At 73.5% G+C, this 26558-nt stretch carries 22 protein-coding genes; 14 read left to right on the top strand and 8 right to left on the bottom strand.

The annotated features are described in order from the left end of the window. The first annotated feature begins 187 nt into the window (after positions 1–187). Positions 188–1279 (top strand): DUF2637 domain-containing protein, encoded by a 1092-nt coding sequence (locus ACF1AK_RS02310; RefSeq protein WP_391496869.1) that lies wholly within the window; start codon positions 188–190, stop codon positions 1277–1279. Positions 1280–1360: 81 nt separating this feature from the next. On the opposite strand, the gene ACF1AK_RS02315 is transcribed toward ACF1AK_RS02310, so the two are convergent. The 5 genes from ACF1AK_RS02315 to ACF1AK_RS02335 form a co-directional block, all read right to left on the bottom strand. Continuing rightward, complete coding sequence (locus ACF1AK_RS02315) at positions 1361–2467, bottom strand: DUF475 domain-containing protein (protein ID WP_391496870.1); 1107 nt, start codon at positions 2465–2467, stop codon at positions 1361–1363. 54 nt (positions 2468–2521) lie between these two features. Then, positions 2522–3097, bottom strand: a complete 576-nt coding sequence (locus tag ACF1AK_RS02320) for a TerD family protein (RefSeq protein ID WP_387671241.1) — start codon at positions 3095–3097, stop codon at positions 2522–2524. 217 nt (positions 3098–3314) lie between these two features. Then, positions 3315–3890, bottom strand: a complete 576-nt coding sequence (locus tag ACF1AK_RS02325) for a TerD family protein (RefSeq protein ID WP_380298100.1) — start codon at positions 3888–3890, stop codon at positions 3315–3317. 182 nt (positions 3891–4072) lie between these two features. Next, the gene (locus tag ACF1AK_RS02330; RefSeq protein ID WP_391496871.1) at positions 4073–4531 is read right to left on the bottom strand and encodes a peroxiredoxin; all 459 of its coding nucleotides are present in this window, start codon (positions 4529–4531) and stop codon (positions 4073–4075) included. Positions 4532–4851: 320 nt separating this feature from the next. After that, complete coding sequence (locus ACF1AK_RS02335; RefSeq protein WP_380298103.1) at positions 4852–5289, bottom strand: DUF3052 domain-containing protein; 438 nt, start codon at positions 5287–5289, stop codon at positions 4852–4854. A gap of 516 nt (positions 5290–5805) precedes the next feature. Here ACF1AK_RS02335 and aceE point away from each other — a divergent pair. The 3 genes from aceE to ACF1AK_RS02350 all read left to right on the top strand — a co-directional run bounded on the left by aceE (position 5806) and on the right by ACF1AK_RS02350 (position 10001). Continuing rightward, on the top strand, positions 5806–8556 hold the full coding sequence (aceE, locus tag ACF1AK_RS02340) for a pyruvate dehydrogenase (acetyl-transferring), homodimeric type (RefSeq protein WP_391496872.1): 2751 nt from the start codon (positions 5806–5808) through the stop codon (positions 8554–8556). A 167-nt stretch (positions 8557–8723) separates the two neighbouring features. Further along, positions 8724–9191 (top strand): nitroreductase/quinone reductase family protein, encoded by a 468-nt coding sequence (locus ACF1AK_RS02345; RefSeq protein ID WP_391496873.1) that lies wholly within the window; start codon positions 8724–8726, stop codon positions 9189–9191. 60 nt (positions 9192–9251) lie between these two features. Then, positions 9252–10001 carry a hypothetical protein gene (locus tag ACF1AK_RS02350; protein ID WP_391496874.1) on the top strand — a complete coding sequence of 250 codons (750 nt, stop codon included), beginning with the start codon at positions 9252–9254 and terminating at the stop codon, positions 9999–10001. Positions 10002–10104: 103 nt separating this feature from the next. On the opposite strand, the gene ACF1AK_RS02355 is transcribed toward ACF1AK_RS02350, so the two are convergent. Continuing rightward, on the bottom strand, positions 10105–11709 hold the full coding sequence (locus ACF1AK_RS02355; RefSeq protein WP_391496875.1) for an MFS transporter: 1605 nt from the start codon (positions 11707–11709) through the stop codon (positions 10105–10107). A gap of 214 nt (positions 11710–11923) precedes the next feature. Here ACF1AK_RS02355 and ACF1AK_RS02360 point away from each other — a divergent pair, with 214 nt between their 5' ends. The 8 genes from ACF1AK_RS02360 to ACF1AK_RS02395 all read left to right on the top strand — a co-directional run bounded on the left by ACF1AK_RS02360 (position 11924) and on the right by ACF1AK_RS02395 (position 23409). Beyond that, on the top strand, positions 11924–12589 hold the full coding sequence (locus ACF1AK_RS02360; RefSeq protein ID WP_391496876.1) for a TetR family transcriptional regulator: 666 nt from the start codon (positions 11924–11926) through the stop codon (positions 12587–12589). A 72-nt stretch (positions 12590–12661) separates the two neighbouring features. Beyond that, entirely contained in the window at positions 12662–14041 is a 1380-nt protein-coding gene (locus ACF1AK_RS02365) for a sensor histidine kinase (protein WP_391496877.1), read from the top strand. 22 nt (positions 14042–14063) lie between these two features. Further along, positions 14064–14738 carry a response regulator gene (locus tag ACF1AK_RS02370; RefSeq protein WP_391496878.1) on the top strand — a complete coding sequence of 225 codons (675 nt, stop codon included), beginning with the start codon at positions 14064–14066 and terminating at the stop codon, positions 14736–14738. Between the two features lie 158 nt (positions 14739–14896). Beyond that, positions 14897–16033 (top strand): alpha/beta hydrolase, encoded by a 1137-nt coding sequence (locus tag ACF1AK_RS02375; RefSeq protein WP_391496879.1) that lies wholly within the window; start codon positions 14897–14899, stop codon positions 16031–16033. Between the two features lie 86 nt (positions 16034–16119). Continuing rightward, on the top strand, positions 16120–17358 hold the full coding sequence (locus ACF1AK_RS02380) for an acyltransferase (protein ID WP_391496880.1): 1239 nt from the start codon (positions 16120–16122) through the stop codon (positions 17356–17358). A 291-nt stretch (positions 17359–17649) separates the two neighbouring features. Next, a complete protein-coding gene (locus ACF1AK_RS02385) occupies positions 17650–19572 on the top strand; it encodes a galactose oxidase-like domain-containing protein (protein WP_391496881.1) in 1923 nt (640 codons plus the stop codon). 28 nt (positions 19573–19600) lie between these two features. After that, positions 19601–21967: a Dyp-type peroxidase gene (locus ACF1AK_RS02390; protein WP_391496882.1), complete on the top strand. Its 2367-nt coding sequence runs from the start codon at positions 19601–19603 to the stop codon at positions 21965–21967. A gap of 230 nt (positions 21968–22197) precedes the next feature. Beyond that, entirely contained in the window at positions 22198–23409 is a 1212-nt protein-coding gene (locus ACF1AK_RS02395; protein WP_391496883.1) for an alpha/beta hydrolase, read from the top strand. Between the two features lie 20 nt (positions 23410–23429). Here ACF1AK_RS02395 and ACF1AK_RS02400 read toward each other — a convergent pair whose 3' ends face one another. Further along, positions 23430–24407: a helix-turn-helix transcriptional regulator gene (locus tag ACF1AK_RS02400; protein ID WP_391496884.1), complete on the bottom strand. Its 978-nt coding sequence runs from the start codon at positions 24405–24407 to the stop codon at positions 23430–23432. Positions 24408–24508: 101 nt separating this feature from the next. Between ACF1AK_RS02400 and ACF1AK_RS02405 the strand changes: the two genes are divergently transcribed. After that, on the top strand, positions 24509–25087 hold the full coding sequence (locus ACF1AK_RS02405) for a TIGR03086 family metal-binding protein (protein ID WP_391496885.1): 579 nt from the start codon (positions 24509–24511) through the stop codon (positions 25085–25087). 42 nt (positions 25088–25129) lie between these two features. On the opposite strand, the gene ACF1AK_RS02410 is transcribed toward ACF1AK_RS02405, so the two are convergent. Continuing rightward, entirely contained in the window at positions 25130–25591 is a 462-nt protein-coding gene (locus ACF1AK_RS02410) for a MerR family transcriptional regulator (protein WP_391496886.1), read from the bottom strand. A 121-nt stretch (positions 25592–25712) separates the two neighbouring features. Between ACF1AK_RS02410 and ACF1AK_RS02415 the strand changes: the two genes are divergently transcribed. After that, the gene (locus tag ACF1AK_RS02415) at positions 25713–26552 is read left to right on the top strand and encodes a serine hydrolase domain-containing protein (protein WP_391496887.1); all 840 of its coding nucleotides are present in this window, start codon (positions 25713–25715) and stop codon (positions 26550–26552) included. Positions 26553–26558: the final 6 nt, after the last annotated feature.

Genomic DNA, 26558 nt, shown 5'->3' on the forward strand with positions numbered 1-26558 from the left:
CGTACCATGCGGCCACTTCGGACGCGATATCGTCTAGCCGCACAGGTGTCCCGCGCGCCCCCTGTCCGGGCGCGCCGGGCCACCCGTCCGACCACGACGCTTCGTCAGGCCCGGTCCCGGGGACGGATCCTGACCACCGTGTCGCACTGTGACCTGTCCCCTGCGGAAACCCGAGGCCCGACCCGCAATGAACCTGACCTCCATACAGCTGGTCTGGACCGTCATCGGCGGCGCAGCCCTGCTGTTCACCGCCATCCTGGTGGCGACGCTGCGCTTCAAGAACAACAACCGGAAGCAGGACTCCGGCGACTCCTGGGAGCGTAGCGAGGAGCGCCGCCGGCGCAAGGAGATGATCTACGGGATCTCCTCCTACGTGCTGCTGTTCTGCTGCGCCGGCGTCGCGGCCGCGCTCTCCTTCCACGGCCTGGTCGGCTTCGGCAAGGAGAACCTCGGCCTGTCGAACGGCTGGGAGTACCTGGTGCCGTTCGGCCTGGACGGCGCGGCGATGTTCTGCTCCGTGCTCGCGGTGCGCGAGGCCAGCCACGGTGACGCGGCGCTCGGCTCGCGCCTGCTGGTCTGGGTCTTCGCGATCGCCTCGGCCTGGTTCAACTGGGTGCACGCCCCGCGCGGCATCTCGCACGACGGCGCCCCGGAGTTCTTCTCCGGCATGTCGATCTCGGCCGCGATCCTCTTCGACCGCGCGCTGAAGCAGACCCGCAAGGCCGCCCTGCGCGAGCAGGGCCTGGTGCCCCGCCCGCTGCCGCAGATCCGCATCGTCCGCTGGCTGCGCGCGCCCCGCGAGACCTACGCCGCCTGGTCGCTGATGCTGCTGGAGAACGTCCGCAGCCTGGACGAGGCGGTCGAGGAGGTGCGCGAGGAGCGCCAGGCCAAGCTGGACGCCAAGGTGCGCGCCCGCAGTGCCGACCGCCGCGAGCGCGCCGAGCTGAAGGCCATCTCCCGGCAGTCCGGCGGCATGCTCTCGCGCAACCGCGCCGGCCGCCAGGTGCCCGCCCTCGCCGCCGCCGGAGACGGCCCGAGCGCTACGGAGCCTGCCCTAGCCGCCGAGGCGGACGCCTTCACCACCACGACCGTGGCACCGGCCCCGCCGGCCCCGGAGACCGGCCGCCGCCCGCGCAGCGCCACCGCCTCCTCGGCCTCCGCGTCGTCCTACCGCAGCAGCTCGACCATCGACCTGACGCCGGACGACGACACCCTGTCGATGCCCAAGCTGGACTCGCTGGAGCGCAAGCTGCGCGCCATCGAGCAGCAGCTCGGCTGAGCATCCGCCCCGTACGACGCCGAACGGCCGTTCCCCACTCGGGAGGAACGGCCGTTCGGCGTCGTGGCGGGTGCCGCGGGGCTACTGGGCGCTGCCCACCAGCTCCCGGTCCCCGTCGCCGTCCCCGCCGGTGCCCTCGCGCCGGTTGCGCAGGATCGACGAGCCGAGGGCGAGGCCGATGAAGGCGACGCCGATCAGGCCGGTGACGATCTCCGGGATGTGGTGCTTGATGCCCACCAGCAGGATCACCGCGAGCGCGCCGATCGCGTAGTGGGCGCCGTGCTCCAGGTAGACGTAGTCGTCCAGGGTGCCCTTGCGGACCAGGAAGACGGTCAGCGAGCGGATGTACATCGCGCCGATGCCGAGGCCCAGGGTGATCTGGAAGATGTCGCTGGAGATCGCGAACGCGCCGACCACGCCGTCGAAGGAGAACGAGGCGTCCAGCACCTCCAGGTACATGAAGAGGAAGAACGCGGCCTTGCCGCCGACCTGGACGATCGACTTGCCCGCCTTCTCGGCCTCCTCCTCCTTCTCGGCCTCCTCCTCCAGGCCCGACTCGAAGACCGAGGCGAGGCCGTTGACGCTGAGGTAGGTGACGATGCCGAGCACACCGGCGAGGAGCACCGTCTCGGCGTGCTCACCGGCGAAGAAGTTGGACGCCAGCAGCAGGGTGACCAGGGCGACGACGGTGGAGAAGGCCTCCAGCTTGCCGACCTTCTCCAGCGGGCGCTCGATCCAGGCCAGCCAGTTGTAGTCCTTCTCCTCGAAGATGAAGTCGAGGAAGATCATCAGCAGGAAGACACCGCCGAAGGCGGCGATGGCCGGGTTGGCCTGCTCCAGGTACTGGCCGTAGGTGAGGCCCTCGTACGTCTTGTCGCTGTGGATCGCGAGGTCGATGACCGTCGCCGGGTTGAGGTGCGCGGTGAGGCCGACGACCAGCAGCGGGAAGATCAGCCGCATACCGAAGACGGCGATCAGCACGCCGACGGTCAGGAAGATCTTCTGCCAGTACGGGTTCATCCGCTTCAACACCGTGGCGTTGACCACCGCGTTGTCGAACGAGAGGGAGATCTCCAGGATGGAGAGGATCAGCACGATGCCGAATCCCTCGGCTCCCCAGAGCAGGCCGGCGGCGATCAGGCCGAGAACGGTGATCGCGAATGACCAGCCGAATGTGCGGAGGAACACGGGACTTGGTTACCTTTCGGGTTCATGGCGGGACGATCGTGACGATCGCGGCCTTTACTGTACGTTTACGCCGAAATCGAGAGCAATGCCCCGCAGACCCGAGGCGTAGCCCTGGCCGACCGCGCGGAACTTCCACTCGCCCGCGTACCGGTACAGCTCGCCGAAGATCATCGCGGTCTCGCTGGACGCGTCCTCGGTGAGGTCGTAGCGGGCGATCTCCTGGCCGTCCACCGAGTTGACCACCCGGATGTACGCGTTGCGGACCTGCCCGAAGTTCTGCGACCGGTTCTCGGCGTCGTAGATGGACACCGGGAAGACGACCTTGTCGACCTGCGCCGGCACCAGGTCCAGGTTGACCAGGACCACCTCGTCGTCGCCGTCGCCGTCACCGGTGAGGTTGTCACCGGTGTGCTCGACCGAGCCCTCGGGGCTCTTGAGGTTGTTGTAGAAGACGAAGTACTCGTCGCCCAGGACCCGGTTGTTCGAGCAGAGCAGCGCGCTGGCATCGAGGTCGAAGGGCGCACCGGTGGTGGACCGGGCGTCCCAGCCGAGACCGATCTGCACCTGCGTCAGGTTCGGCGCGGCCTTCGTCAGCGAGACGTTGCCGCCCTTGGCGAGCGTGACACTCATGGCTTGTCCTTCCTCCCTTGCCTCCCGGGGCGCATCTCAGGTCTATTCCCCCGCGGCCCCGCCCGGCCCCCGGGGACCGGCTGAACTTTCCTGAACTCACATCCTTCCAGTGCGCCGGGAACGACGGAACGGCCGGGGCGGCCGCCGACGCCCTCGCGTCCGCGGCCGCCCCGGCCGTTGGTACCGCTGCACCGGGCCGTCACCGGCCCCGCCCGACTCAGACGTTGACGCCGAAGTCCTGGGCGATGCCGCGCAGGCCGGAGGCGTAGCCCTGGCCGATCGCGCGGAACTTCCACTCGGCGCCGTTGCGGTACAGCTCGCCGAAGACCATCGCCGTCTCGGTGGAGGCGTCCTCGGTGAGGTCGTACCGGGCCAGCTCCTTGTTGTCCGACTGGTTCACCACGCGGATGAACGCGTTGCGGACCTGGCCGAAGTTCTGCGACCGGTTCTCGGCGTCGTAGATGGACACCGGGAAGACGATCTTCTGGACGTCGGCCGGCACGGTGGCCAGGTTGACCTTGATCTGCTCGTCGTCGCCCTCGCCCTCGCCGGTGAGGTTGTCACCGGTGTGCTCGACCGAGCCGTCGGGGCTCTTGAGGTTGTTGAAGAAGACGAAGTTGCCGTCCGAGCCGACCCTGCCCTCGGTGTTGCAGAGCAGGGCGCTGGCGTCCAGGTCGAAATCCGTGCCCGTGGTGGTGCGGACGTCCCAGCCGAGGCCGACCACCACGGCGGTCAGGCCGGGGGCTTCCTTGGTGAGCGAGACATTGCCGCCCTTGCTCAGGCTGACACCCACTGGTCCTCCAAGATTCGGGAGGCACTCCTCGGTGCCCCCGTGGTGCGGTCCGAGGCCCGACGGCGAACCGTGCCGGGCCTCTGACCAGCCAACGAGCCGATCGTAGTGCGGGGTTCCCGTCCGCGCCGGGGAACCGGCCCGACGCGGGCGGGGCGAGGTCCGCGGACGCCCGCGGACCCGGCTCAGAGCGCGCCGAGGGCCGCCAGGTACTCCTGCTCGTCCCGGGCGTCCGGCAGGCCGTTCACGACGCTCCAGCGGACCACGCCGGCCTTGTCGATCACGAAGGTGCCGCGGACGGCGCAGCCCTTCTCCTCGTCGAAGACGCCGTAGGCGCGGGAGACCTCGCCGTGCGGCCAGAAGTCGGAGAGCAGCGGGAACTCCAGGCCCTCCTGCTCGGCGAAGACGCGCTGGCTGAAGGGCGAGTCGTTGGAGACGCCGAGCACCTGCACCTCGTCGTTCTGCAGGCGCGGCAGCTCCTTCTGGATCGCGCAGACCTCACCGGTGCAGACACCGGTGAAGGCGAACGGGTAGAAGACCACGACGACGTTCTTGTCGCCCCGGAAGTCGGAGAGCCGGACCAGCTCGCCGTGCTGGTTCTTGAGCTCGAAGTCCGGAGCCTCGGTGCCGATCTCGATGGCCATGCGGGGACCTTTCCCACTCGACGCGACTGGGCCGCGCGGGTGGCGCGGCGAGCGCCATCCTCGCATTCGCCGGGGCCCGCTGGGCCGGACGGGTGAGGGCTGCGCCGTCCGGGACCACCGCTTTCGCCCTGGGCGAACGGTTCGGCCGTCCGGGGCGGCCGGCGGGCCGGACGGGGCGTGGCGGACGAAGCGGGGCGGCCGGCGGACGCGGCGGCCCGCGGACACGGCCGGCGGGCGGAGCGGGCGGAGCGGGCGGGAAAACGACCGGGCCCCGCCGGAGGATGCTCCGGCGGGGCCCGGTGAGGCCCGTCAGGCGGCGCTCAGCGCTTGGACTGCTTGGCGGTCGACTTGGTCGCCAGGCGGGTCGCGGCCCAGTCCTTGGCGATCGCGATCGAGCTGGTCTGGGAGAGCCCGGCGGTCTTCGCGGCGTCGGCGATGTCCGAGGCCTCGATGTGGCCGTCCCGGCCGGTCTTGGGCGTCAGCAGCCAGATCAGGCCGCCCTCGGCCAGGTACTCCAGGGCGTCGACGAGGGCGTCGGTGAGGTCCCCGTCGTCGTCGCGGTGCCACAGCAGGACGGCGTCGGCGACGTCGTCGTAGTCCTCGTCGACGAGATCCGTCCCGGTGATCTCCTCGATGCCCTCGCGGAGGTCCTGGTCAGTGTCTTCGTCGTACCCCAGCTCCTGGATGATCTGGCCCTCTTCGAAGCCGAGACGGTTCGCCGGGTTGGACTTGTCCGCGGGGTCCGCGGTCGCGCTCACGGGAATAACCTCCAGTATTCGGCTCGGCGTCCATGCCGAGGCTGTGGCCGTAGTCCACACGGGCGCGGCGGTTCGCGCAAGTACCCGACCCCCGATCCCCTCCAAAGGTTGACGTGTCGCGCCGGGACACGCCGGGCGACGTGTCGGGAATCACACCGATTTGCCCTTCTCTGCATGGGACAAGGATGCTTCGGGGGGTCCTGGTCCACAGGCCGTACGCACGCCCGAGATGCGAACGGCATTCGGGTCCGCGCGTGCGCGGGCGTAGAGTCTCCTGTTGGCCCTCACCCCACCCGTCCGCCATCGGACGGAAGGGAAACCAGGTCGGACCACCTCTGTTCGTAACACCCGGGGGTGCGCAGCCCGGACGATGCTGTCCGGACCGCACATCACCAGACCGCTCCTTCTGTCAGGGAGAGCGGTTACCGATCGGTAGAGATGACGGATCTCCGAGCGCGGTAGCACGATGGAGGCGGCGCGACACACCTCAGTTTCGACCGACAGTGAAGGAACAGCGTGGCTTCCGGATCCGATCGCAACCCGATCATCATTGGCGGCCTTCCGAGTCAGGTCCCGGACTTCGATCCCGAGGAGACCGCGGAATGGCTGGAGTCGCTCGATGCGGCCATCGACGAGCGGGGGCGTGAGCGTGCCCGTTACCTGATGCTGCGGCTGATCGAGCGCGCCCGCGAGAAGCGTGTCGCCGTGCCCGAGATGCGCAGCACGGACTACGTCAACACCATCGCCACCAAGGACGAGCCGTTCTTCCCCGGCAACGAGGAGATCGAGCGCAAGATCCTCAACGCGACCCGGTGGAACGCCGCGGTGATGGTCTCCCGGGCGCAGCGCCCGGGCATCGGCGTGGGTGGCCACATCGCCACCTTCGCCTCCTCGGCGTCGCTCTACGACGTCGGCTTCAACTACTTCTTCCGCGGCAAGGACGCCGAGGGCGAGTCCGGCGACCAGATCTTCTTCCAGGGCCACGCCTCCCCCGGCATCTACGCCCGCGCCTTCCTGCTGGACCGGCTCACCGAGCAGCAGCTCGACGCCTTCCGCCAGGAGAAGTCGAAGGCGCCGTACGGCCTCTCCAGCTACCCGCACCCGCGGCTGATGCCGGACTTCTGGGAGTTCCCGACCGTCTCGATGGGCCTCGGCCCGCTCGGCGCGATCTACCAGGCCCGGATGAACCGCTACCTGGAGCACCGCGGTATCAAGGACACCTCCGACTCGCACGTCTACGCCTTCCTCGGCGACGGCGAGATGGACGAGCCCGAGTCGCTCGGCCAGCTGTCCCTGGCCGCCCGCGAGGGCCTGGACAACCTGACCTTCGTGGTCAACTGCAACCTGCAGCGCCTCGACGGCCCGGTCCGCGGCAACGGCAAGATCATCCAGGAGCTGGAGTCGCAGTTCCGCGGCGCCGGCTGGAACGTGATCAAGCTGGTCTGGGACCGCAGCTGGGACCCGCTGCTCGCGCAGGACCGCGACGGCGTCCTGGTGAACAAGCTGAACACCACGGTGGACGGCCAGTTCCAGACCTACGCCACCGAGTCCGGCGCGTACATCCGCGAGAACTTCTTCGGCGGCGACCTGCGGCTGCGCAAGATGGTCGAGTCGATGACCGACCAGCAGATCCAGCACCTGGGCCGCGGCGGCCACGACCACCGCAAGATCTACGCGGCGTTCAAGGCGGCCCGCGAGCACAAGGGCCAGCCGACCGTCATCCTGGCGCAGACCGTCAAGGGCTGGACCCTGGGCCCCAACTTCGAGGGCCGCAACGCCACGCACCAGATGAAGAAGCTGACGGTCGAGGACCTGAAGCGCTTCCGCGACCGGCTCCACCTGCCGATCACCGACAAGCAGCTTGAGGAGGGCTACCCGCCCTACTACCACCCGGGCCGCAACTCGGAGGAGATCCAGTACATGCACGACCGGCGCCAGGAGCTGGGCGGCTACGTGCCGACCCGCAAGGTGCGGCCGCGCAAGCTGGAGCTCCCGGGCGACGACGCCTACAAGGCGGTCAAGAAGGGCTCCGGCAACCAGACCATCGCCACCACCATGGCGTTCGTCCGGCTGCTCAAGGACCTCATGCGGGACAAGGGCATCGGCAACCGCTTCGTGCCGATCGCGCCCGACGAGTACCGCACCTTCGGCATGGACTCGCTGTTCCCGTCGGCGAAGATCTACAACCCGCTCGGCCAGACCTACGAGTCGGTCGACCGCGAGCTGCTGCTGGCGTACAAGGAGTCCCCCACCGGCCAGATGCTGCACGACGGTATCTCCGAGGCCGGCTGCACCGCCTCGCTGATCGCCGCCGGCTCGGCCTACGCCACCCACGGCGAGCCGCTGATCCCGGTGTACGTCTTCTACTCGATGTTCGGGTTCCAGCGCACCGGCGACCAGTTCTGGCAGATGGCCGACCAGCTGGCCCGCGGCTTCGTGCTCGGCGCCACCGCCGGCCGCACCACGCTGACCGGTGAGGGCCTGCAGCACGCCGACGGCCACTCGCACCTGCTGGCCTCGACCAACCCGGGCGTCGTCGCGTACGACCCCGCGTACGGCTTCGAGATCGCGCACATCGTCCAGGACGGCCTGCGGCGGATGTACGGCTCCAGCGAGGAGCACCCGAACGGCGAGGACGTGTTCTACTACCTCACCGTCTACAACGAGCCCATCAAGATGCCGGCCGAGCCCGAGAACGTGGACGTCGAGGGCATTCTCAAGGGCCTGTACAAGTACGCGGCCGGCACCGCGGGCCAGATCCCGGCGCAGATCCTCGCCTCCGGCGTGGCCGTGCCGTGGGCCCTGGAGGCCCAGCGGATCCTGGCCGAGGAGTGGAACGTCAAGGCCGACGTCTGGTCCGCGACCTCCTGGAACGAGCTGCGCCGCGACGCGGTGGAGGCCGAGGAGTTCAACCTGCTGCACCCCGAGGAGCAGCAGCGCGTCCCGTACGTGACCGGCAAGCTCCAGGGCTCCGAGGGCCCGTTCGTCGCGGTGTCCGACTGGATGCGCGCGGTGCCGGACCAGATCGCCCGCTGGGTGCCGGGCCAGTGGCAGTCGCTGGGCGCCGACGGGTTCGGCTTCGCCGACACCCGTGGTGCGGCCCGCCGCTTCTTCCACATCGACGCGCAGTCCGTCGTGCTGGCCGTGCTCACCGAGCTGGCCAAGCAGGGCAAGATCGAGCGCAGCGCGCTGAAGGACGCGATCGACCGCTACCAGCTGCTCGACGTGGCGGCGGCCGACCCGGGCGCCGCGGGCGGCGACGCCTGAGCCGTTGACCGGTGGTCCTGAGGGGCCGGTCCTCCCGACACGTGCGGGAGGGCCGGCCCCTCGGCCGTTCCCCGGCCGTGACTCCGGTCACAGCCGCTTGAACCTCACACCGGTGTCAGCTCCTAGGCTCGTCCCGACGAACCGGACCGCCGAGGAGGGTCACCGAGATGAACACCGCCCACCCCCAGCCCGCCGACGGCGGGAACCCCGACAATCGCGCCGTGATCGCCGAGTTCCGGGCGGCCGGGGGCGTGGTCGGCGGCGGCTTCGCCGGCAAGGACCTGCTGCTGCTCACCACCCGCGGCCGGCGCAGCGGCGAGTCCCGCACCACCCCGCTGGTCTACCTGCGGGACGGCGGGCGGGTGATCGTCTTCGCGCTGAACGGCGGCGCACCGGCCGACCCGGCCTGGTACCGCAACCTCGTCGAGGCCCCCGAGGTCACCGTCGAGCTCGGCCCGGACGTCTTCGCCGCGCACGCCGTGCCGCTCGACCCGGCCGAGCACGAGGGCCTCTGGGCCCGGCAGATCGAGGCCGAGCCGCTGTTCGCCGAATTCCGCGCCCGAACCACCCGGGTCGTCCCGCTGGTGGAGCTGCGCCCGGCGGGTCGGGCGAGGTCGGTGCCAATTCCCTCTTAACCTTCCCGAGAGTCACGCTTAAGGTGTCCTTCCAGGGGGCGAGGGGAGGGGGCCGGTATCGTGCGCGCACCGAGGACGGGGGCCTTCCCCCTGGCATTGCTGGTCGGAGTGACGACCGGCGCCCTGCTGTCCCAGCTGCTGCCCGCTCCGGAGGAGCTCGGCGGGCCCGCGGTGTCCCTGCCGGCCGCCCCGGACCGGGGCCTGGCCGACCTGCTGCCGGGACCGGCGCCCGCCCCGGGCGGCTCGCCCGCTCCGGCCGCTCCCGCCGACCCCTCCCACCCCGCCGGGGCCGGGGATCCCGGCGGGGCCGGGGCCGGCGCACCGGGCGCGCCCGCGCAGCCGGGGGCGGCGACGGCCGGGGATCCGGCCGGGTCCGCGCCGTCCGGCGGCGAGCCGACCGCACCGGCCGCTCCCCGGGACCGGCCCTCGCCCGGCAAGGGACCGGCCCTCGGGCTGGTCTCCGCCGAGGTGCAGCCGTCCGCACCCCCGACGACCTCCCCGGCCGCGCCGGTCCCCCCGGTCGCCCCGGCCCGCCCGACGGTCCCCGTCTCCCCGCTCGCGCCGCCCGCCGGTCCGGCCGGCGGCGGCGCACCGGCGGCCACCGGGACCCCGGCGCCCGAGCCCTCCCGGACGGCTCCCGCGCCGCCGCCCTCCCCGGCGCCCGGCGGGGGCAGCCACTTCGGCCCGACCCAGGTGCAGCCCTCTCCCACGCCGTCGGCGACGCTCTCCGACGAGGAGTACTGGCAGCGGGCCGAGCAGTGCTGGGCCGCCGCCGAGACCGACCCGACGCTGAACTGCCCGACCTCCTGACCACGGCCGGAGCGGGAGGCGCACCCATGACCGCTGGGCCCCGGGACGGGTCCCGGGGCCCAGCGGCAGGCACCTCGCGCACCTCGGCGCGGCGCGGTGGGGGTCAGATGTGGACGGCGGGGCCGGCGTCCGTCGTGCCCCGGCGGGTGAGGAGGCCGAGCAGGGCGGCGGCGAAGGCGACCACCGAGGCGACCGCGAAGGCCAGCGACATGCCGCTGACGAAGGAGTCGTGGACGGCGCCGGCCATCGCGTCGGCCACCTGCTGCGGGGTGCCCGCCGGGGCGGGCGGGGCGAAGCCGAGCTGGGCGGCCTGGTTGAGGCCCTCGGCCTGCGCCGGGTCCACCGGCGGCAGGCCGGCGTCGGCCCACTTGCCGGGCAGCGTGTCGGTGACCCGGGCGGCCATCAGCGCGCCCAGCACGGCGGTGCCGAGGCTGCCGCCGACCTGCATCGCGGACTGCTGAAGACCGCCGGCGACGCCGGAGAGCTCCAGCGGCGCGTTGCCGACGATGACCTCGGTGGCGCCCACCATGACCGGGCTGATGCCCAGGCCCATCAGCACGAACCAGAGCGCCATCGCGCCGTTGCCGGAGCCGGCGTCCAGGGCGGACATGCCGAACATCGCGGCGGTGGTGATCAGCATGCCGGCCACGATCGGGATCCGCGGGCCCAGCTTGCCGATCGCGATCCCCGCCACCGGCGATCCGATGATCATCATGCCGGTCATCGGCAGCAGGTGGACGCCGGCCTGGACCGGCGACATGCCGTGCACGTTCTGCAGGTAGAAGGTGACGAAGAAGATCGCACCGAAGAACGAGAAGGCCATCAGCACCATCAGCAGGGTGCCGGCCGACAGCGGCAGCGAGCGGAACAGGCTGAGCGGGATCAGCGGCTCCCTGGCCACCCGCTGCCAGAACGCGAAGGCGGTCATCAGCACGACCGCGCCGCCCAGGAACAGCACCGTGGAGAGGTCGCCCCAGCCCCACTCGGGGGCCTTGATGATGCCGAAGACCAGCGCGAACATCGCCACCGAGAGCAGCACGATGCCGGGGACGTCGAAGGACTTGGCGGCCTTCTCGGCCCGCACGTCCCTGAGGATCCACAGACCGAGGGCCAGCGCGATCAGGCCGACCGGGATGTTGATGAAGAACACCGACTCCCAGTTGACGTGCTCGACCAGCAGACCGCCGACGATCGGGCCGGCCGCGGTGGAGGCGCCGATGACGCCGCCCCAGATGCCGATGGCCATGTTGAGCTTCTCGGCCGGGAAGGCCCCGCGCAGCAGGCCGAGCGCGGCCGGCTGCAGCAGCGCGCCGAACAGGCCTTGCAGGACGCGGAAGACGATCACCGTCTGGATGTTCCCGGCGAAGCCGATCGCCGCCGAGGTGACGGCGAAGCCGACCGCGCCGACCAGGAAGGTGTTCTTGTGGCCGAACCGGTCGCCGATCTTGCCGGCCGTGATCAGGAAGACCGCGAGGGCCAGCAGGTAGCCGCTGGTCACCCACTGGATCTCGGAGGGCGCGGCGTTGAGGTCGGCCTGGATGACCGGGTTGGCTATCGCGACGATCGTGCCGTCCAGGGCGACCATCATCACGCCGACGGCGACGGTGAGCAGGGTCAGCCAGGGGTGGCCCTGAAGGCTCCTCCGGCCCGGTGACGTGCCCGGCGGCGGCGTGTCCGCCGTGGGGCTCTTGGTGAGGGACTGGCTCATCTGGGCCCTCCGGGGGCTGGCATCGAGCGGACACGGAGATGGCGCCCCGGCCCACCCGTCCCCACGAGTGCCCGGCCCTGGGGCGCCACCCCGAGGAGATTATGTCAGTCAGTGACATTCGGCAAACTCTGACTTATGCGTCAGACTGCCATTTGTCAGATCGCTACAGTAGCCTCCACAGCCCCGCCCGCTCACCGCCCGGAAGGCCCGCACCATGGCCGCTCAGCCCGCTCCCCCCGCCCCCGCCCAGGAGCAGGGACTGCGCGCCCGGAAGAAGCAGCGCACCCGGGACGCCCTCATCGAGGCGGCCCACCGGCTCTTCCTCGGCCAGGGCTTCGCCCGCACCACCGTCGACGAGATCGCCGGCGCCGTCGACATCTCCCAGCGCACCTTCTTCCGCTACTTCGCCAACAAGGACGAGGTCGCCCTCGCCGTCCTCGCCGAGGCCGAGGACCACTTCATCCGGCAACTGCGGGCCCGCCCCGCAGCGGAGACCCCGCTCCAGGCGCTGCGCGCCGCGATCGTCGGCTCCTGGCGCGAGCACGGCGCCGGCCGGGACACCGGCCCCCGCTCGGTGACGGCGGCGCTGGAGCTGATCCGGATGATCGAGGACACCCCCACCCTGCTCGCCGCCCACCTGCGCCGGGTCACCGAGCAGGAACGGGTGCTGATCGGGATCATCGCCGAGCGCGAGGGCGTCGACCCGGCCGAGGACCTGCGGCCCGCCGTGCTCGCGGCGGCCTTCGGCGGCGTCCTGCGCGCGGCCCACCTGTCCTGGAGCGCCGACCAGGAGGACACCGGCCCGGAGGGCATGATCGCCCTGATCGACCGTCACTTCGACCAGCTCACCCCCGCGCTGGCCGGCCACTGGCGCGCGTAGTACCGGAGTACTACGCCGAAGTCCGGCCCCGAGGGGGACGCCGGCCGCACCGGCCCGCCCTAGGCTGGCCGGATGATCAAGCCACCCGCCGGGCCCGCCCGGGGCGGTCCGGTGCGCGCGCTGCTCGCCCCGCTCACCCGCCCGGCCGCCGACCACACCCCGCTGCTCGCCCAGTCCGCCCGCCGCTGGGTCCGGCTCCTGCCGTACGTCCTGGCCGCGGCCGCGATCGCCGCGCTGCTGCCGACCGGCATCCTCGTGCTGGTCAACGACTACGGGGTGGACGCGGGCCCGGCCGCCGCCCTCGCGGTGACCCAGACGGTGCCGCTGCTGCTCGCCGTCACCCGGCCGCTGCCCGCCTGGTGGATGACCGGCGGCGGCGCCCTGCTGACCGCGCTGCTGATCCTCGCCACCGGTGACGGCGCCGCCCCCGGCGGCGTCGACGGCCCCTGGCCGTGGCCGCCGCCGGGCCTGGTCTGCCACCTCCTGCTGATGCTGACGCTCGCCCTGCGCGAGGCCCGCCGCACCCTGGTCGCGGTCTGGCTGGTCACCGCCGCGGCGAGCCTGGCGCTCTCCGTCGTCGGCGTCACCGGCGGGTTCGGCGGCGACGACAGCCTGCTGGCCGTCGTGCTGACCGGTGCCGTCCTGGTGCTCGGCGGGGCGCTGCGCGAGCGCGCCGAGGCCCGCCGGCTGCTCGCCGAGCAGGAGCACATCAGCGAGGCCGAACGGGAGCGGCGCACCCTGCTGGAGGAGCGCGCCCGGATCGCCCGTGAACTGCACGACGTGGTCGCCCACCACATGTCGGTGATCGCCGTGCAGGCGGCCAGCGCGCCGTACCGGATCACCGGCGTCCCGGCCGAGGCCGCCGAGGAGTTCACCGCGATCGCCGGCACCGCGCGCGAGTCGCTGTCCGAGATGCGGCGGCTGCTGGGGGTGCTGCGCAGCGAGGAGTCGGGCGCCGAGAAGGCGCCGCAGCCGGGCGTCGGCCAGCTCGCCCAGCTGGTCGAGACGGTCCGCCGGGCGGGCGTGTCCACCGAGCTCACCGTCGCCGCGGAGCTGACGGACGACCGGCTGCCGCCGGCCGTCGGCCTCTCGGTCTACCGGATCGTCCAGGAGGCGCTGGCCAATGTGGTCCGGCACGCCCCCGGTGCCGCGGCCTGGGTCTCGCTGGCCGTCGCCGGGGAATCCCTGCTGGTCACCGTGGTCAACGCGGCCCCGCCGGTGCGCACCGAGTCGCTGGAGGCCTCGGCCGAGGGCACCGGCCACGGACTGGCCGGCATGCGCGAGCGGGTGCGGCTGCTGGACGGCCGGCTGGACACCGGGCCGCTGCCGGACGGCGGGTTCAAGGTGGCCGCCGTTCTGCCGCTCACCGGGCTGACGGATACTCGGTCGCAGGACAGCCGGCCGGGCGGGGCCGCACCGGGGGAACCGGGCGGGCCGCCCGCCGCACCGTAGGACGCCCCGGGGAGAGCACCGTATGACCATCCGCGTGATCATCGTCGACGACCAGGCGATGGTACGGGCCGGATTCGCCGCCCTGCTCAACGCGCAGAGCGACATCGACGTGGTGGGGGACGCCGCGGACGGCGCCCGGGCCCTGGAGGTGAGCGGCCTCGCCCATCCGGACGTCGTGCTGATGGACGTCCGGATGCCCGTCATGGACGGCCTGGAGGCGGCCCGCCGGCTGCTGGACCCGGCGGTGCCCGGCGCGCACCGCCCCAAGGTGCTGATGCTCACCACCTTCGACGTCGACGACTACGTCTACGACGCCCTGCGGGCCGGCGCCAGCGGCTTCCTGCTCAAGGACGCGCCCCCGGACGACCTCATCGCCGCCGTCCGGGTGGTCGCGGCCGGCGAGGCGCTGCTCGCCCCCTCGGTGACCCGGCGGCTGATCGAGGACTTCGCCCGCACCAGGCCGGCCAGGCGCCGTGACCCCGCGCTGCGGCTCAACGGGCTGACCCCGCGCGAGACGGAGGTCCTGGAACTCATCGCCCGCGGCCTGTCCAACCAGGAGATCGCCGCCCGGCTGGTCCTCGCCGAGCAGACCGTGAAGACCCACATCGGCCGGATCCTGGCCAAACTCGACCTGCGCGACCGCGCCCAGGCGGTGGTGATCGCCTACGAGTCCGGCCTGGTGACCCCGGGTCAGTGAGCCCGGCCCGCCGGTCCCGGTAGGGGTGTCCCCCGGGGGAAAGCCCCCTGATACCCGGGTACCACCCCGGGGTTGGCCCCGCGGTGTGATGTCCGCCGGGCCACCCGGTTCCTACCTTCCTCTCCATCGAAGCCGAACGGGCCATGGAGGGAACGGACATGACGAGGAACCGGATGGCGCGGGCGGTGGCCGCCGCCGCGCTGGCGCTGGCCGCCGCCCTGGGAGCCGGCGGCTGGGCCGCCGGCGGCGAGCGCGCGGTGACCGGGCCGCCGCCCGGAAGCGCCGCCTGGGTCGCCGACACCGTCCTCGGCGTGCCGCTGCCGGACCCCGCCACCGCCGCCCCCGCCGAGGTGGCCGCCTTCTTCGCCGGGCTGGCGCCCGCCGCCGCCGAGGACCTGGCCCACCGCCACCCGCTGGTGGTCGGCAACCTCGACGGCGCGCCGGTCGGCCTGCGCCACCGGGCCAACGCCCTGGCCATCGCCGCGGAGCGGGAGCGCGCCCTCGCCCGGGCCGCCGACCCGGCGCTCACCGCGCAGGACCGGGCCGCCGCCCGGGAGCGCGCGGAGCGCTACCGCACCCTGCTCGACGACGCCGCGCCCGGCGGGCCCCGCCGCTTCCTCGCCTTCGACCCGCGCGGCCGCGGCCAGGTCGCCGAGGTGTTCGGGGACCTGGCCGGCGCCCGGCGCACCGCCGTCGTCGTCCCCGGCTCCGACATCGACCTGCGCACCTTCGACCGCGCCGGCGACCCCTACGGCACCCCCGTCGGCATGGCCCGGGCGCTGTACGAGGCGACCGGCGGAGCCACCGCCGTGATCGCCTGGGCCGGCTACACCACCCCGGTCGGCCTCGGCCCGGACGCCGCCACCGAGACCCTCGCCGGCGCCGGCGCCGAGCGGCTGACCCGGCTGCTCGACGGACTCGCCGTCAGCACCCGGCCGGAGGCCCCGGCCACGGTGTTCTGCCACAGCTACGGCTCGGTGGTCTGCGGCCTGGCCCGGCCGGGCCCGCGGCAGTCCTCCGGTGTGGTGGTGCTCGGCTCGCCAGGCCTGGGCGTCGGCTCGGCCGCCGACCTCGACCCGGACGTCCCGCTCTGGGCCACCGCCCGCAACGGCTCCGACTGGATCGGCAACGTGCCGCACGTGCGCCTGTTCGGCCTCGGCCACGGCGCCGACCCGACCGATCCGGCCTTCGGCGCCCGCCCGCTGCCGTCCACCGGCTCGCACGGCCACACCGGCTACTTCGCCCCGGGCACCGCCTCGCTGGCCGCCTTCGCCGGCGTCGCCCTCGGCCACTGAGCCGGCCCCGCTCCCGCCCCGCCCCGCCTCGGGCACTCGCACTCGCACCCGCACCCGCACCCGCACCCGCGAACGGAGACCCCGTCATGCCCAGCTCCCTGCTCGCCCCGCTGCACCGTGCCGCCCGCCAGGTGGACGCCCGCACCCCCGAGAGCCGCGACCGCGCCCTGGACGGCCTGCGCGCCCTCGCCCTGCTCGCCGTCCCGGTCGGCCACTGGCTGCTCGGCGGCTTCGCCCGCTCCGCCGACGGCGCCCTGCACAACGCCAGCCCGCTCTCCTCCCCCGCCCTCGGCTTCTTCGCCCCGGTCAGCTGGGGGCTCCAGCTGCTGGGCGTGTTCTTCCTGGTCGGCGGCCACTCCGCGGTCCGCTCGCTGGAACGGGCCAGGGCCGGCGGGGTGGGGTACGGCGGCTGGCTGCGCGGCCGGGTGGTGCGGCTGCTGCGGCCGGTGCTCGGGGTGGCCGCCGTCTGGGCGCTGCTGATCCCGCTGCTGCCGCGCCTCGGCGTTCCCGCCGACACGGTGCGCACCGGTTCGACGCTGGTGGTGCAGCCGCTCTGGTACATCGCGGTCTACCTGGGCCTGACCGCGCTCACCCCGCTCTGCGCGGCCCTCGCCCGCCGCTGGGGCGGCTGGTCGGCGGGCGTGCTGCTCGCCGCGGTCGCCGTCGTCGATCTGCTGCGGTACGGGCCGTGGGCGGAGTCGGTGCCCTCCTGGGCCGGTCTGCTGAACATCCTGCCGGGCTGGCTGTTCGGCTATCAGCTGGGCGCGCTCTGGGCCGGGGGCCGGCTGGGCCGCCCGGCGGCGCGGCTGCTGCTGGTGGGCGGCGGGGCGCTGTTCGCGGTGCTGCTGCTGGTCTTCCACTACCCGGCGTCGATGGTCGGCGTGCCGGGCGCCGAGCGCACCAACTCCCACCCGCCGTCCCTGCTGGTGCTGGCGCTGGCGGCGGTGCAGTGCGGTGCGGCGGTGCTGCTGCGCGAGCGGCTCGGCCGTCTGCTGACCCGCCGTCCGCTGCTCTGGCTGCCGGTCGTGGTGGTGAACCTCTCGGCGATGACGATCTTCTGCTGGCACCAGAGCGCGATGCTCGCGGTCGCGGTGCCCGGCGCGGCCGCCTTCGGCGCGGTGCCGGGGCTGACGGTGGCTCCGGACTCGCTCGGCTGGGTCGGGATCCGGCTGGCGCTGCTGCCGCTGTTCGGTGCCGTGCTGATCGCGATCGGGTGGTTCGCCCGGCGCTTCGACGGCCCGTGGACGGGGCTCTCCCGGCCGGCCAGGGCGGTGGCCGGCGCGGGGGCGGCGTTCTTCGCCGCGTACGCGCTGGGCGTCGTCTGACGCACGCGGGCGCGCGGGGCTCGGGATGGGCGCGGACCGGCCGGGTCCGCGCCCATCGTGCGTCGCCCACCGTGCGTCGTCCACCGCGCGTCGTCCACCGCGCGTCGCCCCCGCCGGCCGCTCACCCGCTTGCGGCCCCCGCCGCCGCCGAACGCAGTGACTCCGCATGCGCACCGCAACCCACCGTGATGATCTGTTCGCTGTCGGCGACGACCGGGTGCTGCCCCGTCGGCCGTTCCCCTTCCGCCGCCCCGAGTCCCGCGCCGGGCGGCCCCGCTCCCGAGGAGATCCATGTCCCTGTCCCCGCCGCGGCCGGCCCGGCGCCTGCCGGCCGTGCTCGCCACCGCCGTGGTCTGCGCGCTGACCACCGGCACCGTCCTGTCGGCCGCCGCCCCCGTCCTCGCCCACGGTTCCGGCGGCCACGACGGCTCCGGCGCCACCGCCCCCCGGGTCGCCGACCCCCGGGTGCAGGCCGAGCTGCGCGACGACGAGGTCGCCGCGCTCGGCCAGGAGCACGCCGAGGAGCACGCCCGGATGCGCGCCGGCATCCGCGGCATCGGCGACTACCCGCAGACCACCCGCACCAACCGGCTGAACGCGCTGACGGAGTCCCAGGCCACCCACAACCGGGGCTTCGCCGCCGAGACCTTCGGGACGTTCAACCAGTACTTCCCCTCCCCCGACTTCGGCGACCACGTCGCGCTGCTGCCCACCGGCAAGGTGCTGCTCTTCTCCTTCGAGCGGATCGAGACCAACCCCGAGAAGGAGCCCGCCCCCACCCAGACCACCGGCACGGAGAACGCCGGCCGGGCCTTCCTCTGGGACCCGGCCCTCGGCTACGGCAAGGACGCGTACAAGCAGGTCACCCCGCCCGTGGTCAACATGCCCGACGGCCTGGACCAGCCCCGCCCGGCGCCGTTCTTCTGCGCCGGCCACTCCTTCCTGCCCAACGGCATGCTCGGCGTCTTCGGCGGCAACCTCGGCGGCAACGGCGGCACCGGCGCCAAGCTCTCGCTGATCTTCGACCCGTGGACCGAGACCTGGACCCGCAACCCCGACATGTCGGTCGGCCGCTGGTACCCCACGGTGGTGACCGGCGCGGACGGCCGCCAGCTGATCATGTCCGGCCAGTCCGAACTCGGCTGGGGCACCCCCACCGCGGTGGTCGAGCGCTTCCCCGCCAAGGACCGCCCGGTGCCCTCGCTCAAGACGGACACCCCCGTGAACACCCCGGTCGACCGGTTCAAGGCCGACGCCCCGTTCAGCCTGGACTACCCGCACCTGTTCTCGCTCAACGACGGCAACGTCTACGGCTTCGGCCGGCAGGCCGCCGAGCAGTGGAAGTTCGACCCGGTCGCGGAGTCCCGCAGCGACCTGCCCGCCCGCCCGGACGGCCGCAAGCGCAACTACGGCTCGGCCGTGCTGCTGCCCGGCGGCATCAACGGCCCGGACTCCGCGCTGATCCTCGGCGGCGACCGGGACAACCCCAGCACCCTGCGCTTTTCCAACGGCAGCTGGACCGCCGAGAAGTCCCGCGCCTTCGGCCGCACCCAGGACGACACCCTGCTGCTGCCCGACGGGCGGCTGATGACCGTCAACGGCGCCTACGACATCCGTGACTACGGCAACGGCCCGTACAACCCGAACGCCGACCTCAAGTACCGCCAGGTCGAGCTCCGCGACGACCAGGGCACCTGGAAGCTCGGCCCGGTCCAGCGGCTGCCGCGCGGCTACCACTCCAACGCCGTGGTGCTGCCGGACGGGCGCGTCATGGTCACCGGCGACGAGCTCCAGCAGCTCGCCAACAACCCGGACATCAACGGCACGGTGAGCGGCATCCCCGGCACCCAGGCCCCGGTCACCATGAACGGGACCATCGAGATCTACGAGCCGGCCTACCTCCACCAGGGCGACCGCCCCGTCCTCGACCGGGCCCCGAGCGCACCCGTCGGCTACAACCAGACCTTCCAGGTCACCACCACGACCCCGGGCCTGGTCTCGAAGGCGGTGCTGCTCGCGCCCACCACCTCCACCCACTCGGTCAACACCAGCCAGCGCCACCTCGACCTGCGGCTCAGCAGCCGGGCCGGCAACCGGCTGGAGTTCCAGGCCCCGCCGGACGCCAAGGCCGCCCCGCCCGGCTGGTACATGCTCTTCCTGCTCAACGACCGGGGCGTGCCCTCCGTCGCCAAGTGGATCCAGCTCACCGCCTGACCGCGCACCGAAAGGAACCACTCCCCCCATGGCAACGGATCTGAGACTGCGCGACAGCGAGGAGATCCAGGGCGACGTCCTGGCCGGCTTCAGGAAGGACAACGTCAGCGTCCTGTTCCTCAAGTTCGAGGACGCCGCCCGGGCCCGCGACTGGCTCCGGCAGCTCGCCCCGCAGATCGCCACCACCCGCGAGGTCGCCGCGTTCAACGAGGCGTTCAGCGAGGCCCGCAGGACCTCCGGCGGCGACGACCCCAAGACCCTCAGGGCGACCTGGCTCGGCGTCAGCTTCACCTACGAGGGCCTGCGGATGCTCTCCACCACCGACCCCTTCCCCCAGCCCCCGCCGGTCGGCAGCGGCCTGGAGGCGTTCAAGGAGGGCTCGGCCAGACGGGCCGGTGCGCTCGGCGACACCGGCGAGAACTCCCCGGAGAACTGGCTGTTCGGCAACGGCGGGGGCCAGCCGGTGCACGCCGTGCTGAAGCTCTCCGCGGACACCGAGCAGGACCTCCGGGCGGCCGTCGAGGCCCAGCGGATCGCCGCCGCCGAGTGCCGGGTGCTGATCGTCTACCAGCAGAACGCCCAGACCCTGCTCGGCAGCCGCCGCGGCAAGGAGCACTTCGGCTTCAAGGACGGCATCAGCGAGCCCGGCGTGCGGGGCTTCGACCGGCCCGACCCGAACCGGCCCGAGGAGGTCGAGGGCCACCCGGGCACCCGGATCGTCCCGGCCGGCGAGTTCGTCTGCGGGGAGGAGCCCGCCCCGGGCAGCTTCCGGGACTTCCCCGACTGGGCGCGCGCCGGGTCGTTCCAGGTCGTCCGCCGGCTCGCCCAGGACGTCCCCGGCTGGTGGTCGCAGGTCGCGGTCAAGCTGAGGGAGCTCAGGCTCGCCAAGGCCGTCCCGGACGACGCCACCACCGAGTGGCTGGCGGCCCGGCTGGTCGGCCGCTGGCGTTCCGGCGCGCCGGTCTGCCACTTCCAGGACCGGGACGTCCCGAACGACCCGGGCGCCGCGTCGGACAACGACTTCGACTTCCGGGACGACCTGGAGGGCCTGGTCACCCCGCTCTGGTCGCACCTGCGCAAGACCAGCCCGCGGGCCGGCCTCCGGGCGCCGGACCCCAGCCGCCCGCCGTTCGACGCCAAGGAGCTCGACGGACGGCGCATCATGCGCCGCGGCACACCGTACGGGGCGCCGTTCGACCCGGCCTCCGAGGGCCCGGGCGGCCCGGACGACCCGCGCGGGCTGCTGTTCATCTGCTACCAGGCCGACATCCAGCGGCAGTTCGAGTTCATCCAGGCCGACTGGATGGACCAGCCGGACTTCCCGCCCGGCCGCACCCCGGTGCCCGGCAAGGACCCGGTCGTCCTGGAGGCCCCCGACGTCGACTTCGAGAGCCGGGACTCCGACGGCACGGTCAAGCACACCCCGCTGAGCTTCGCCCAGTTCGTCCGCACCACCGGCTCGGTGTACGCCTTCATGCCGTCCCTCAGCACCCTGCGGGGGCTCGCCGACGGCCGGCTCGTCGGCCCCGGACAGGCGGGCCAGGGCGGCCAGGGCGGACAGGCGGGCCAGGGCGGCCAGGCGGGCCAGGGCGGCGGCCAGAGCCAGACCCAGGCCCAGCAGGGCGGCCAGACCACCGCCCCGGCCGGCCCGGCCTACCCGTGCGACGACCTGCTGGCCGTCCCCGACCAGTGGCGGCGCGGCGGCCAGAGCCAGTTCTGGGTCTGCCACGGCGGCCGGTACCGGAAGATCTCGGTCGCCGACGGCGCCGCCCACACCGACCGGACGGTCAAGGGCGACACCCCGCTGGGCGACCTCCCCTGCTTCCGGGGCATCGAGCGGATCGACTGCCTGCTGCCCGTGCCCGACCAGCAGGACCCCGGCGGCCGGAGCTGGTACTGGGTGTTCCACACCACCGGCGGCCGTCAGCAGTACCGGGCGGTCTCGATCACCGCCGGCACCGGGCACACCGGCACGGCGGAACGCCCGGACCGCGACCTCGCCCCCTGGCGCTCGCTGGCCGGCGTCGACCGGGTGGACTGCTTCCTGCCCGTGCCCGACCAGCAGCGGGTCGGCGGCAAGAGCTGGTACTGGGCGTTCCACACCACCGGCGGCCGTCAGCGCTACCGGCTGGTCTCGGTGGCCGACGGCGCCGCCCACACCGACGCGCTGGAGCGCTCCGACCGGGAGCTGTCCCAGTGGGGCTCGCTGAACGGCGTCGACCGGGTGGACTGCTTCCTGCCCGTGCCCGACGCCCAACGGACCGGCGGGAAGAGCGAGTACTGGGTGTTCCACGGGGACAGCTACCGCCGGATCTCGGTGGCCGACGGCAGCGGCCACCCGGACCGTCTGGTCTCCGGCCCGCGCTCCTGCTCGGCCTGGAACTCGCTGACCTGAACCCGGCCCCGGCCCGGCTCCGCGACCGCCCGGCCGCGGAGCCGGGCCGGTCCGCGCGCGAACGACCGGGACGCATCCCGGTCACTCCCCGTCCATGTGATCCATCCCACAGTTTGAGCCGGACTCAGCGCGCCTCCTGGCCCCTAGGCTTGCGCTGGGAAGTTGGCAGTCGTACCACCCTCCGGGCTCCCGTCCGGGATCGGTGACGGGACTCTCAGGGAGTTGAGGCGATGCGCCGTCGGCGGTGGAAGCATGTCCTGATCGGCGCCTTCGCGGGTGCCGCCGTCCTCGCCGACGCCGGCGCGGCCGCCGCCCAGGCCGCGGCCGCCACCGAGCAGTTGGCCATCTCCACCCCGCCGGCCGGCAGCGCCGCCTGGGTCGAGGACCACTCCTACGGACACGACCTGCCCGACCCGGCCACCACCGCGCCGGCCGCCGCCGCCGAGTTCTTCGCCCGGCTCGCCCCCGCCGAACTCGACCGGCTGGTCGAGGCCTATCCGCTGGTGGTCGGCAACTTCGACGGCGCCCCGACCGCCGTGCGCTACCGGGCCAACCGGATCGCCCTGGCCGCCGAGCGCGACCGCGCCCGGGCCCGCGCGGCCGACCGCGACCTCCCCCCGGAACAGCGCGCGCTCGCCGTCTCCCGGGCCAACGACGTGCAGAGCCTGCTCGCGCCCGGCCGCCAGATCCTCGCCTTCGACCCGCGCGGCCGCGGCCTGCTCACCGAGGTCTGGGGCGACCTCGGCGCCGCCGACCGGGTCGCGGTGCTCGTCCCCGGCTCCGACGCCGACCTCGGCCACTTCGACCAGGCCGTCGAACCGCTGCGCTCCCCCGCCGGAATGGCCCGGGCGCTGTACCAGGAGGAGCAGCGGCAGTCCCCGGGCACCCGCACCGCGGTGATCGCCTGGACCGGCTACGTCACCCCCTCCGGCCTCGGCCCCGACGCGGTGACCTCCCGGCTCGCCGACGTCGGCGCGCCCCGGCTGCGCCGGCTGCTCGCCGGGCTGAAGGAGACCACCCGGCCCGAGGCGCCGCCCGCGCTGTTCTGCCACTCCTACGGCTCGGTGGTCTGCGGCACCGCCGCGCCGGACATCCCCAGGGCGGCCGCCTCCCCGGCCGACACCACCGGGATCACCGACCTGGTCGTGTTCGGCTCCCCCGGCATGGGCGTGGAGAGCACCTCCGAACTCGGCGCCGGGGTGCACGTCTGGGCCACCCGCAACGAGACCGACTGGATCGGCAACGTGCCCTACCTGGAGGTCGGCGGGCTCGGCCACGGCGCCGACCCGACCTCGCTGGACTTCGGTTCCGAGCGGATCTCCTCGGCCCGTTCCTCCGGCCACAACGGCTACTTCGCCACCGGCACCGACAGCCTGCACAACTTCGCGGCCGTCGCCCTCGGCGCCTACCAGGACGTGCTGCGCCCCGCCCCGGAGGCCTGACGGCCCGTCAGCCGCGCGTCCTAGCGGGCGTCCTGGTACAGCCGGACGGCGTCCGCCGCGACCCGCCCCATCTCCCGGCGGGCGGCCGGCGGCGAGAGCACCTCGGCGTCCGCGCCGAACGCCAGCAGTGACCGGACGGCCGGCAACGACTGGAGGCCGAGGGTGAGTTCGACCCAGTCGTCGGGCGCCCCGCCCCCGGTCTCCGGCGGCGGGGCGGTGAGCCGGGCGCCGTGGATCCGCAGGAACATGTCCAGCCGCCCGCGCCGCACCCGCACCTTCACCGTCAGCTCCTTGGGCAGCCGCTCCACCTGCTCGCGCAGCACCGTCCAGACCTCGGCCAGCCCGACCCCGGGCCGGCGGCGAACCGCCTCCTCCGCGGTCTCCGCGCCCAGCACCCGGTCGGCCCGGAACAGCCGCGGCTCGCCGTGCAGATCGGCCACCAGGTACCAGACCGCGGCCTTGCTGACCAGGCCGTACGGGTCCACGGTGTACTCCGCCGGCGCGGGCGCACCGCTGTGCCGGTAGCGCAGCCGCAGCCGGCGGTCGGCGAACACCGCGTACTGCAGCTCGCCGAGGTCGGCCCCCTGGGGCGGCCCGGCCTGCATCCAGCGCGCCGGGTCCACCAGGACGCGCTCGCTGATCCGCTCGGCGCCCGGCCGGTGCGGGGCGGGCAGCGCGGCCATCACCTTGCGCAGCGCCGAGCCGAGCGCGCCGTCCAGCCCGAGGTCGCTGTGGGCGCCCTGGGCGGAGAGCACGAACAGGGCCCGCGCCTCGTCGGCGGTCAGCCCGCTGACGTCGGTGCGGTAGCCGGGCAGCAGACTGATGCCGCCGTGTCGGCCGCGTTCGGTGTAGACGGGCACGCCGGCCGCCGAGAGCGCCTCGACGTCGCGGTAGATGGTGCGGACCGACACCTCCAGCCGTTCGGCCAGTTCGGTGGCGGGCACCCGGCCGCGGGTCTGGAGCAGCAGCAGGATCGAGAGCAGGCGGTCGGCCTTCATGACACGAGGATCCCAGAAATCATGACGGCGGTTGTCAGGTTTTACCGGGAGATTGCCTCCCGTCAGGAAAACCTTCCGTACCAATGGAGTTGAGCCGCCCCATGGACACCGCCCAGGACCCGCGCCCGCTGTACCTGCTCGCCCTCGACCAGCTGGAGAAGCTGATCGCCGAGGCCGGTCCGGAGAGCCTGGACCGGCCCACCCCGTGCACCGAGTACGACCTTCGGGCCCTGCTGGACCACGTGGTCGGCGGCGTCCACCGGCTCGCCTACACCGGCGAGGGCGGGCGCGCCGAGGACGTCGCGGCCGCGACCGGAGGCGTACCGAACGACGGCTGGCCGGCCGCCCTCGGCCGGGCCCGTGCCCGGGTGACCGCCGCCTGGGCCCAGGACGCCAAGCTGGAGCGCCCGGCCTCCGTGCCGTGGGGCGAGGTGTCCGGCCGCGAGGCGGTGGGCGGCTACGTCCTGGAGACCGTCGTCCACGCCTGGGACATCGCCCGGGCGCTCGGCACCGACCGTCCGCTGGACGAGCGGCTGGGCGAGGCGGCGCTGGCGATCGCGCTGGCCGTGCTGCCGGCCGAACCGCGCGGCGGCGGCTTCCCGTTCGCCCCGGTCCGGCCCGCCCCGGCCGGCGCCGACGCCTGCACCAGGCTGGCCGCGTACTGCGGCCGCGCCGTCTGACCCGCCCGCTTCAGTGACCCGCCCGTTTCAGTGACCCGCCCGTCAGTGGCTCGCCGCGCACCGGGCGAGCCGCCCGTTGTAGACGTCGATCTTGTGGTCGAGCACGGCCAGGGTCGCGTGCAGGTCCGCGATCTGCTGCCGCACCGCCTCGCGGTGGGCGAGCAGCAGGTCGCGGCGGTCCACGGAGGTCCGCTCGCCCTCCCGGGCCAGCTCGACGTACCGCAGCATGTCCGCCACCGGCATCCCGGTCAGCCGCAGCCGCCCCAGGAAGGCCAGCCGGTGCAGATCGGCGTCGCTGTAGCGGCGCTGGCCCGAGGCCGAGCGGTCCACCGGGTCGAGCAGGCCGATCCGTTCGTACCAGCGCAGGGTGTGCGCGGTCAGCCCGCTGGCCGCCGACACCTCGCCGATGGTGTGCCGCGGCGTGCGGTCGGGCTCGCCGGCCGGATCCCGGAACACCTCGCAGCAGGTGCGCAGTCCGGCCTCGATCGATGCGAGTGCGGTCATGGTCGGTCCCCCGGTGGTGAGCGTCGCCCACGACGCTAGCGCCTTGGAGTGCACTCCAGGCAAGTGCGCCCGGGCGGCCTGCCGTCCCTCCCGGCGCGCCGGCCCGGTTAGAGTCGGGCCCATGGAGAGCTTGCGGAAGATCGAGACCTGGCCGGTGCCGCACGCGGCGGCGGCCGTCGTCCGGGGCGCGGACGGTGCGGTGCTGGGCGCGCACGGGCCGCAGGAGCACCTGTTCCCGCTGGCGTCGGTGACCAAGCTGCTCACCTCCTACGCCGTGCTGGTCGCCGTCGAGGAGGGCGTCTTCGAGCTGGACGACCCGGCCGGCCCCGAGGGTTCGACCGTCCGGCACCTGCTCGCCCACACCTCGGGCCTGGCCTTCGACGAGCACCGGGTGATGGCCGCGCCCGGCAACCGCCGGCTCTACTCCAACGCCGGCTTCGACGTGCTGGCGCAGACCCTGGAGCGGGCCGCGGGCATCGAGTTCGGCCGGTACGCCGCCGAGGCCGTGTTCCAGCCGCTCGGCATGCACGCCACCCTGATCAACACCGCCCACCGCTCCCCGGCCGGCGCCGGCGGCCTGTCCACCCTCGCCGACCTCACCCGGTTCGCCGCCGAGCTGCAGTCGCCCAAGCTGCTCGACGCGGGCACCCTGCGCACCGCCACCCGCGAGGTCGCCTTCCCGGGCACCAGCGGTGTGCTGCCCGGCTTCGGCCACCGCCGGCCGAACGACTGGGGCCTCGGCTTCGAGATCCGCGACGGCAAGGCGCCGCACTGGACCGGCACCGCCAACTCCCCGGCCACCTATGGCCACTTCGGCCAGTCCGGCACCTTCTTCTGGGTGGACCCGCAGGCCGGCGCGGCCTGCATCGCGCTCACCGACCGGGACTTCGGCCCCTGGGCCGCCGAGGTCTGGCCGGTGCTGAGCGACGCCGTCCTCGCCGAGCTCGCCGAGCTCGCCTAGCCTCCC

Origin of the sequence: Kitasatospora sp. NPDC015120, assembly GCF_043080305.1 — a bacterium.
Taxonomy (GTDB): domain Bacteria; phylum Actinomycetota; class Actinomycetes; order Streptomycetales; family Streptomycetaceae; genus Kitasatospora.

Excerpts from the sequence above, each read along its gene's own strand:
- ACF1AK_RS02310 (WP_391496869.1), top strand. The coding sequence starts at position 188 with ATGAACCTGACCTCCATACAGCTGGTCTGGACCGTCATCGGCGGCGCA.
- ACF1AK_RS02320 (WP_387671241.1), bottom strand. The coding sequence starts at position 3,097 with ATGAGTGTCACGCTCGCCAAGGGCGGCAACGTCTCGCTGACGAAGGCC.
- ACF1AK_RS02330 (WP_391496871.1), bottom strand. The coding sequence starts at position 4,531 with ATGGCCATCGAGATCGGCACCGAGGCTCCGGACTTCGAGCTCAAGAAC.
- ACF1AK_RS02345 (WP_391496873.1), top strand. The coding sequence starts at position 8,724 with ATGAACACCGCCCACCCCCAGCCCGCCGACGGCGGGAACCCCGACAAT.
- ACF1AK_RS02355 (WP_391496875.1), bottom strand. The coding sequence starts at position 11,709 with ATGAGCCAGTCCCTCACCAAGAGCCCCACGGCGGACACGCCGCCGCCG.
- ACF1AK_RS02360 (WP_391496876.1), top strand. The coding sequence starts at position 11,924 with ATGGCCGCTCAGCCCGCTCCCCCCGCCCCCGCCCAGGAGCAGGGACTG.
- ACF1AK_RS02365 (WP_391496877.1), top strand. The coding sequence starts at position 12,662 with ATGATCAAGCCACCCGCCGGGCCCGCCCGGGGCGGTCCGGTGCGCGCG.
- ACF1AK_RS02370 (WP_391496878.1), top strand. The coding sequence starts at position 14,064 with ATGACCATCCGCGTGATCATCGTCGACGACCAGGCGATGGTACGGGCC.
- ACF1AK_RS02375 (WP_391496879.1), top strand. The coding sequence starts at position 14,897 with ATGACGAGGAACCGGATGGCGCGGGCGGTGGCCGCCGCCGCGCTGGCG.
- ACF1AK_RS02380 (WP_391496880.1), top strand. The coding sequence starts at position 16,120 with ATGCCCAGCTCCCTGCTCGCCCCGCTGCACCGTGCCGCCCGCCAGGTG.
- ACF1AK_RS02385 (WP_391496881.1), top strand. The coding sequence starts at position 17,650 with ATGTCCCTGTCCCCGCCGCGGCCGGCCCGGCGCCTGCCGGCCGTGCTC.
- ACF1AK_RS02390 (WP_391496882.1), top strand. The coding sequence starts at position 19,601 with ATGGCAACGGATCTGAGACTGCGCGACAGCGAGGAGATCCAGGGCGAC.
- ACF1AK_RS02395 (WP_391496883.1), top strand. The coding sequence starts at position 22,198 with ATGCGCCGTCGGCGGTGGAAGCATGTCCTGATCGGCGCCTTCGCGGGT.
- ACF1AK_RS02400 (WP_391496884.1), bottom strand. The coding sequence starts at position 24,407 with ATGAAGGCCGACCGCCTGCTCTCGATCCTGCTGCTGCTCCAGACCCGC.
- ACF1AK_RS02405 (WP_391496885.1), top strand. The coding sequence starts at position 24,509 with ATGGACACCGCCCAGGACCCGCGCCCGCTGTACCTGCTCGCCCTCGAC.
- ACF1AK_RS02410 (WP_391496886.1), bottom strand. The coding sequence starts at position 25,591 with ATGACCGCACTCGCATCGATCGAGGCCGGACTGCGCACCTGCTGCGAG.
- ACF1AK_RS02415 (WP_391496887.1), top strand. The coding sequence starts at position 25,713 with ATGGAGAGCTTGCGGAAGATCGAGACCTGGCCGGTGCCGCACGCGGCG.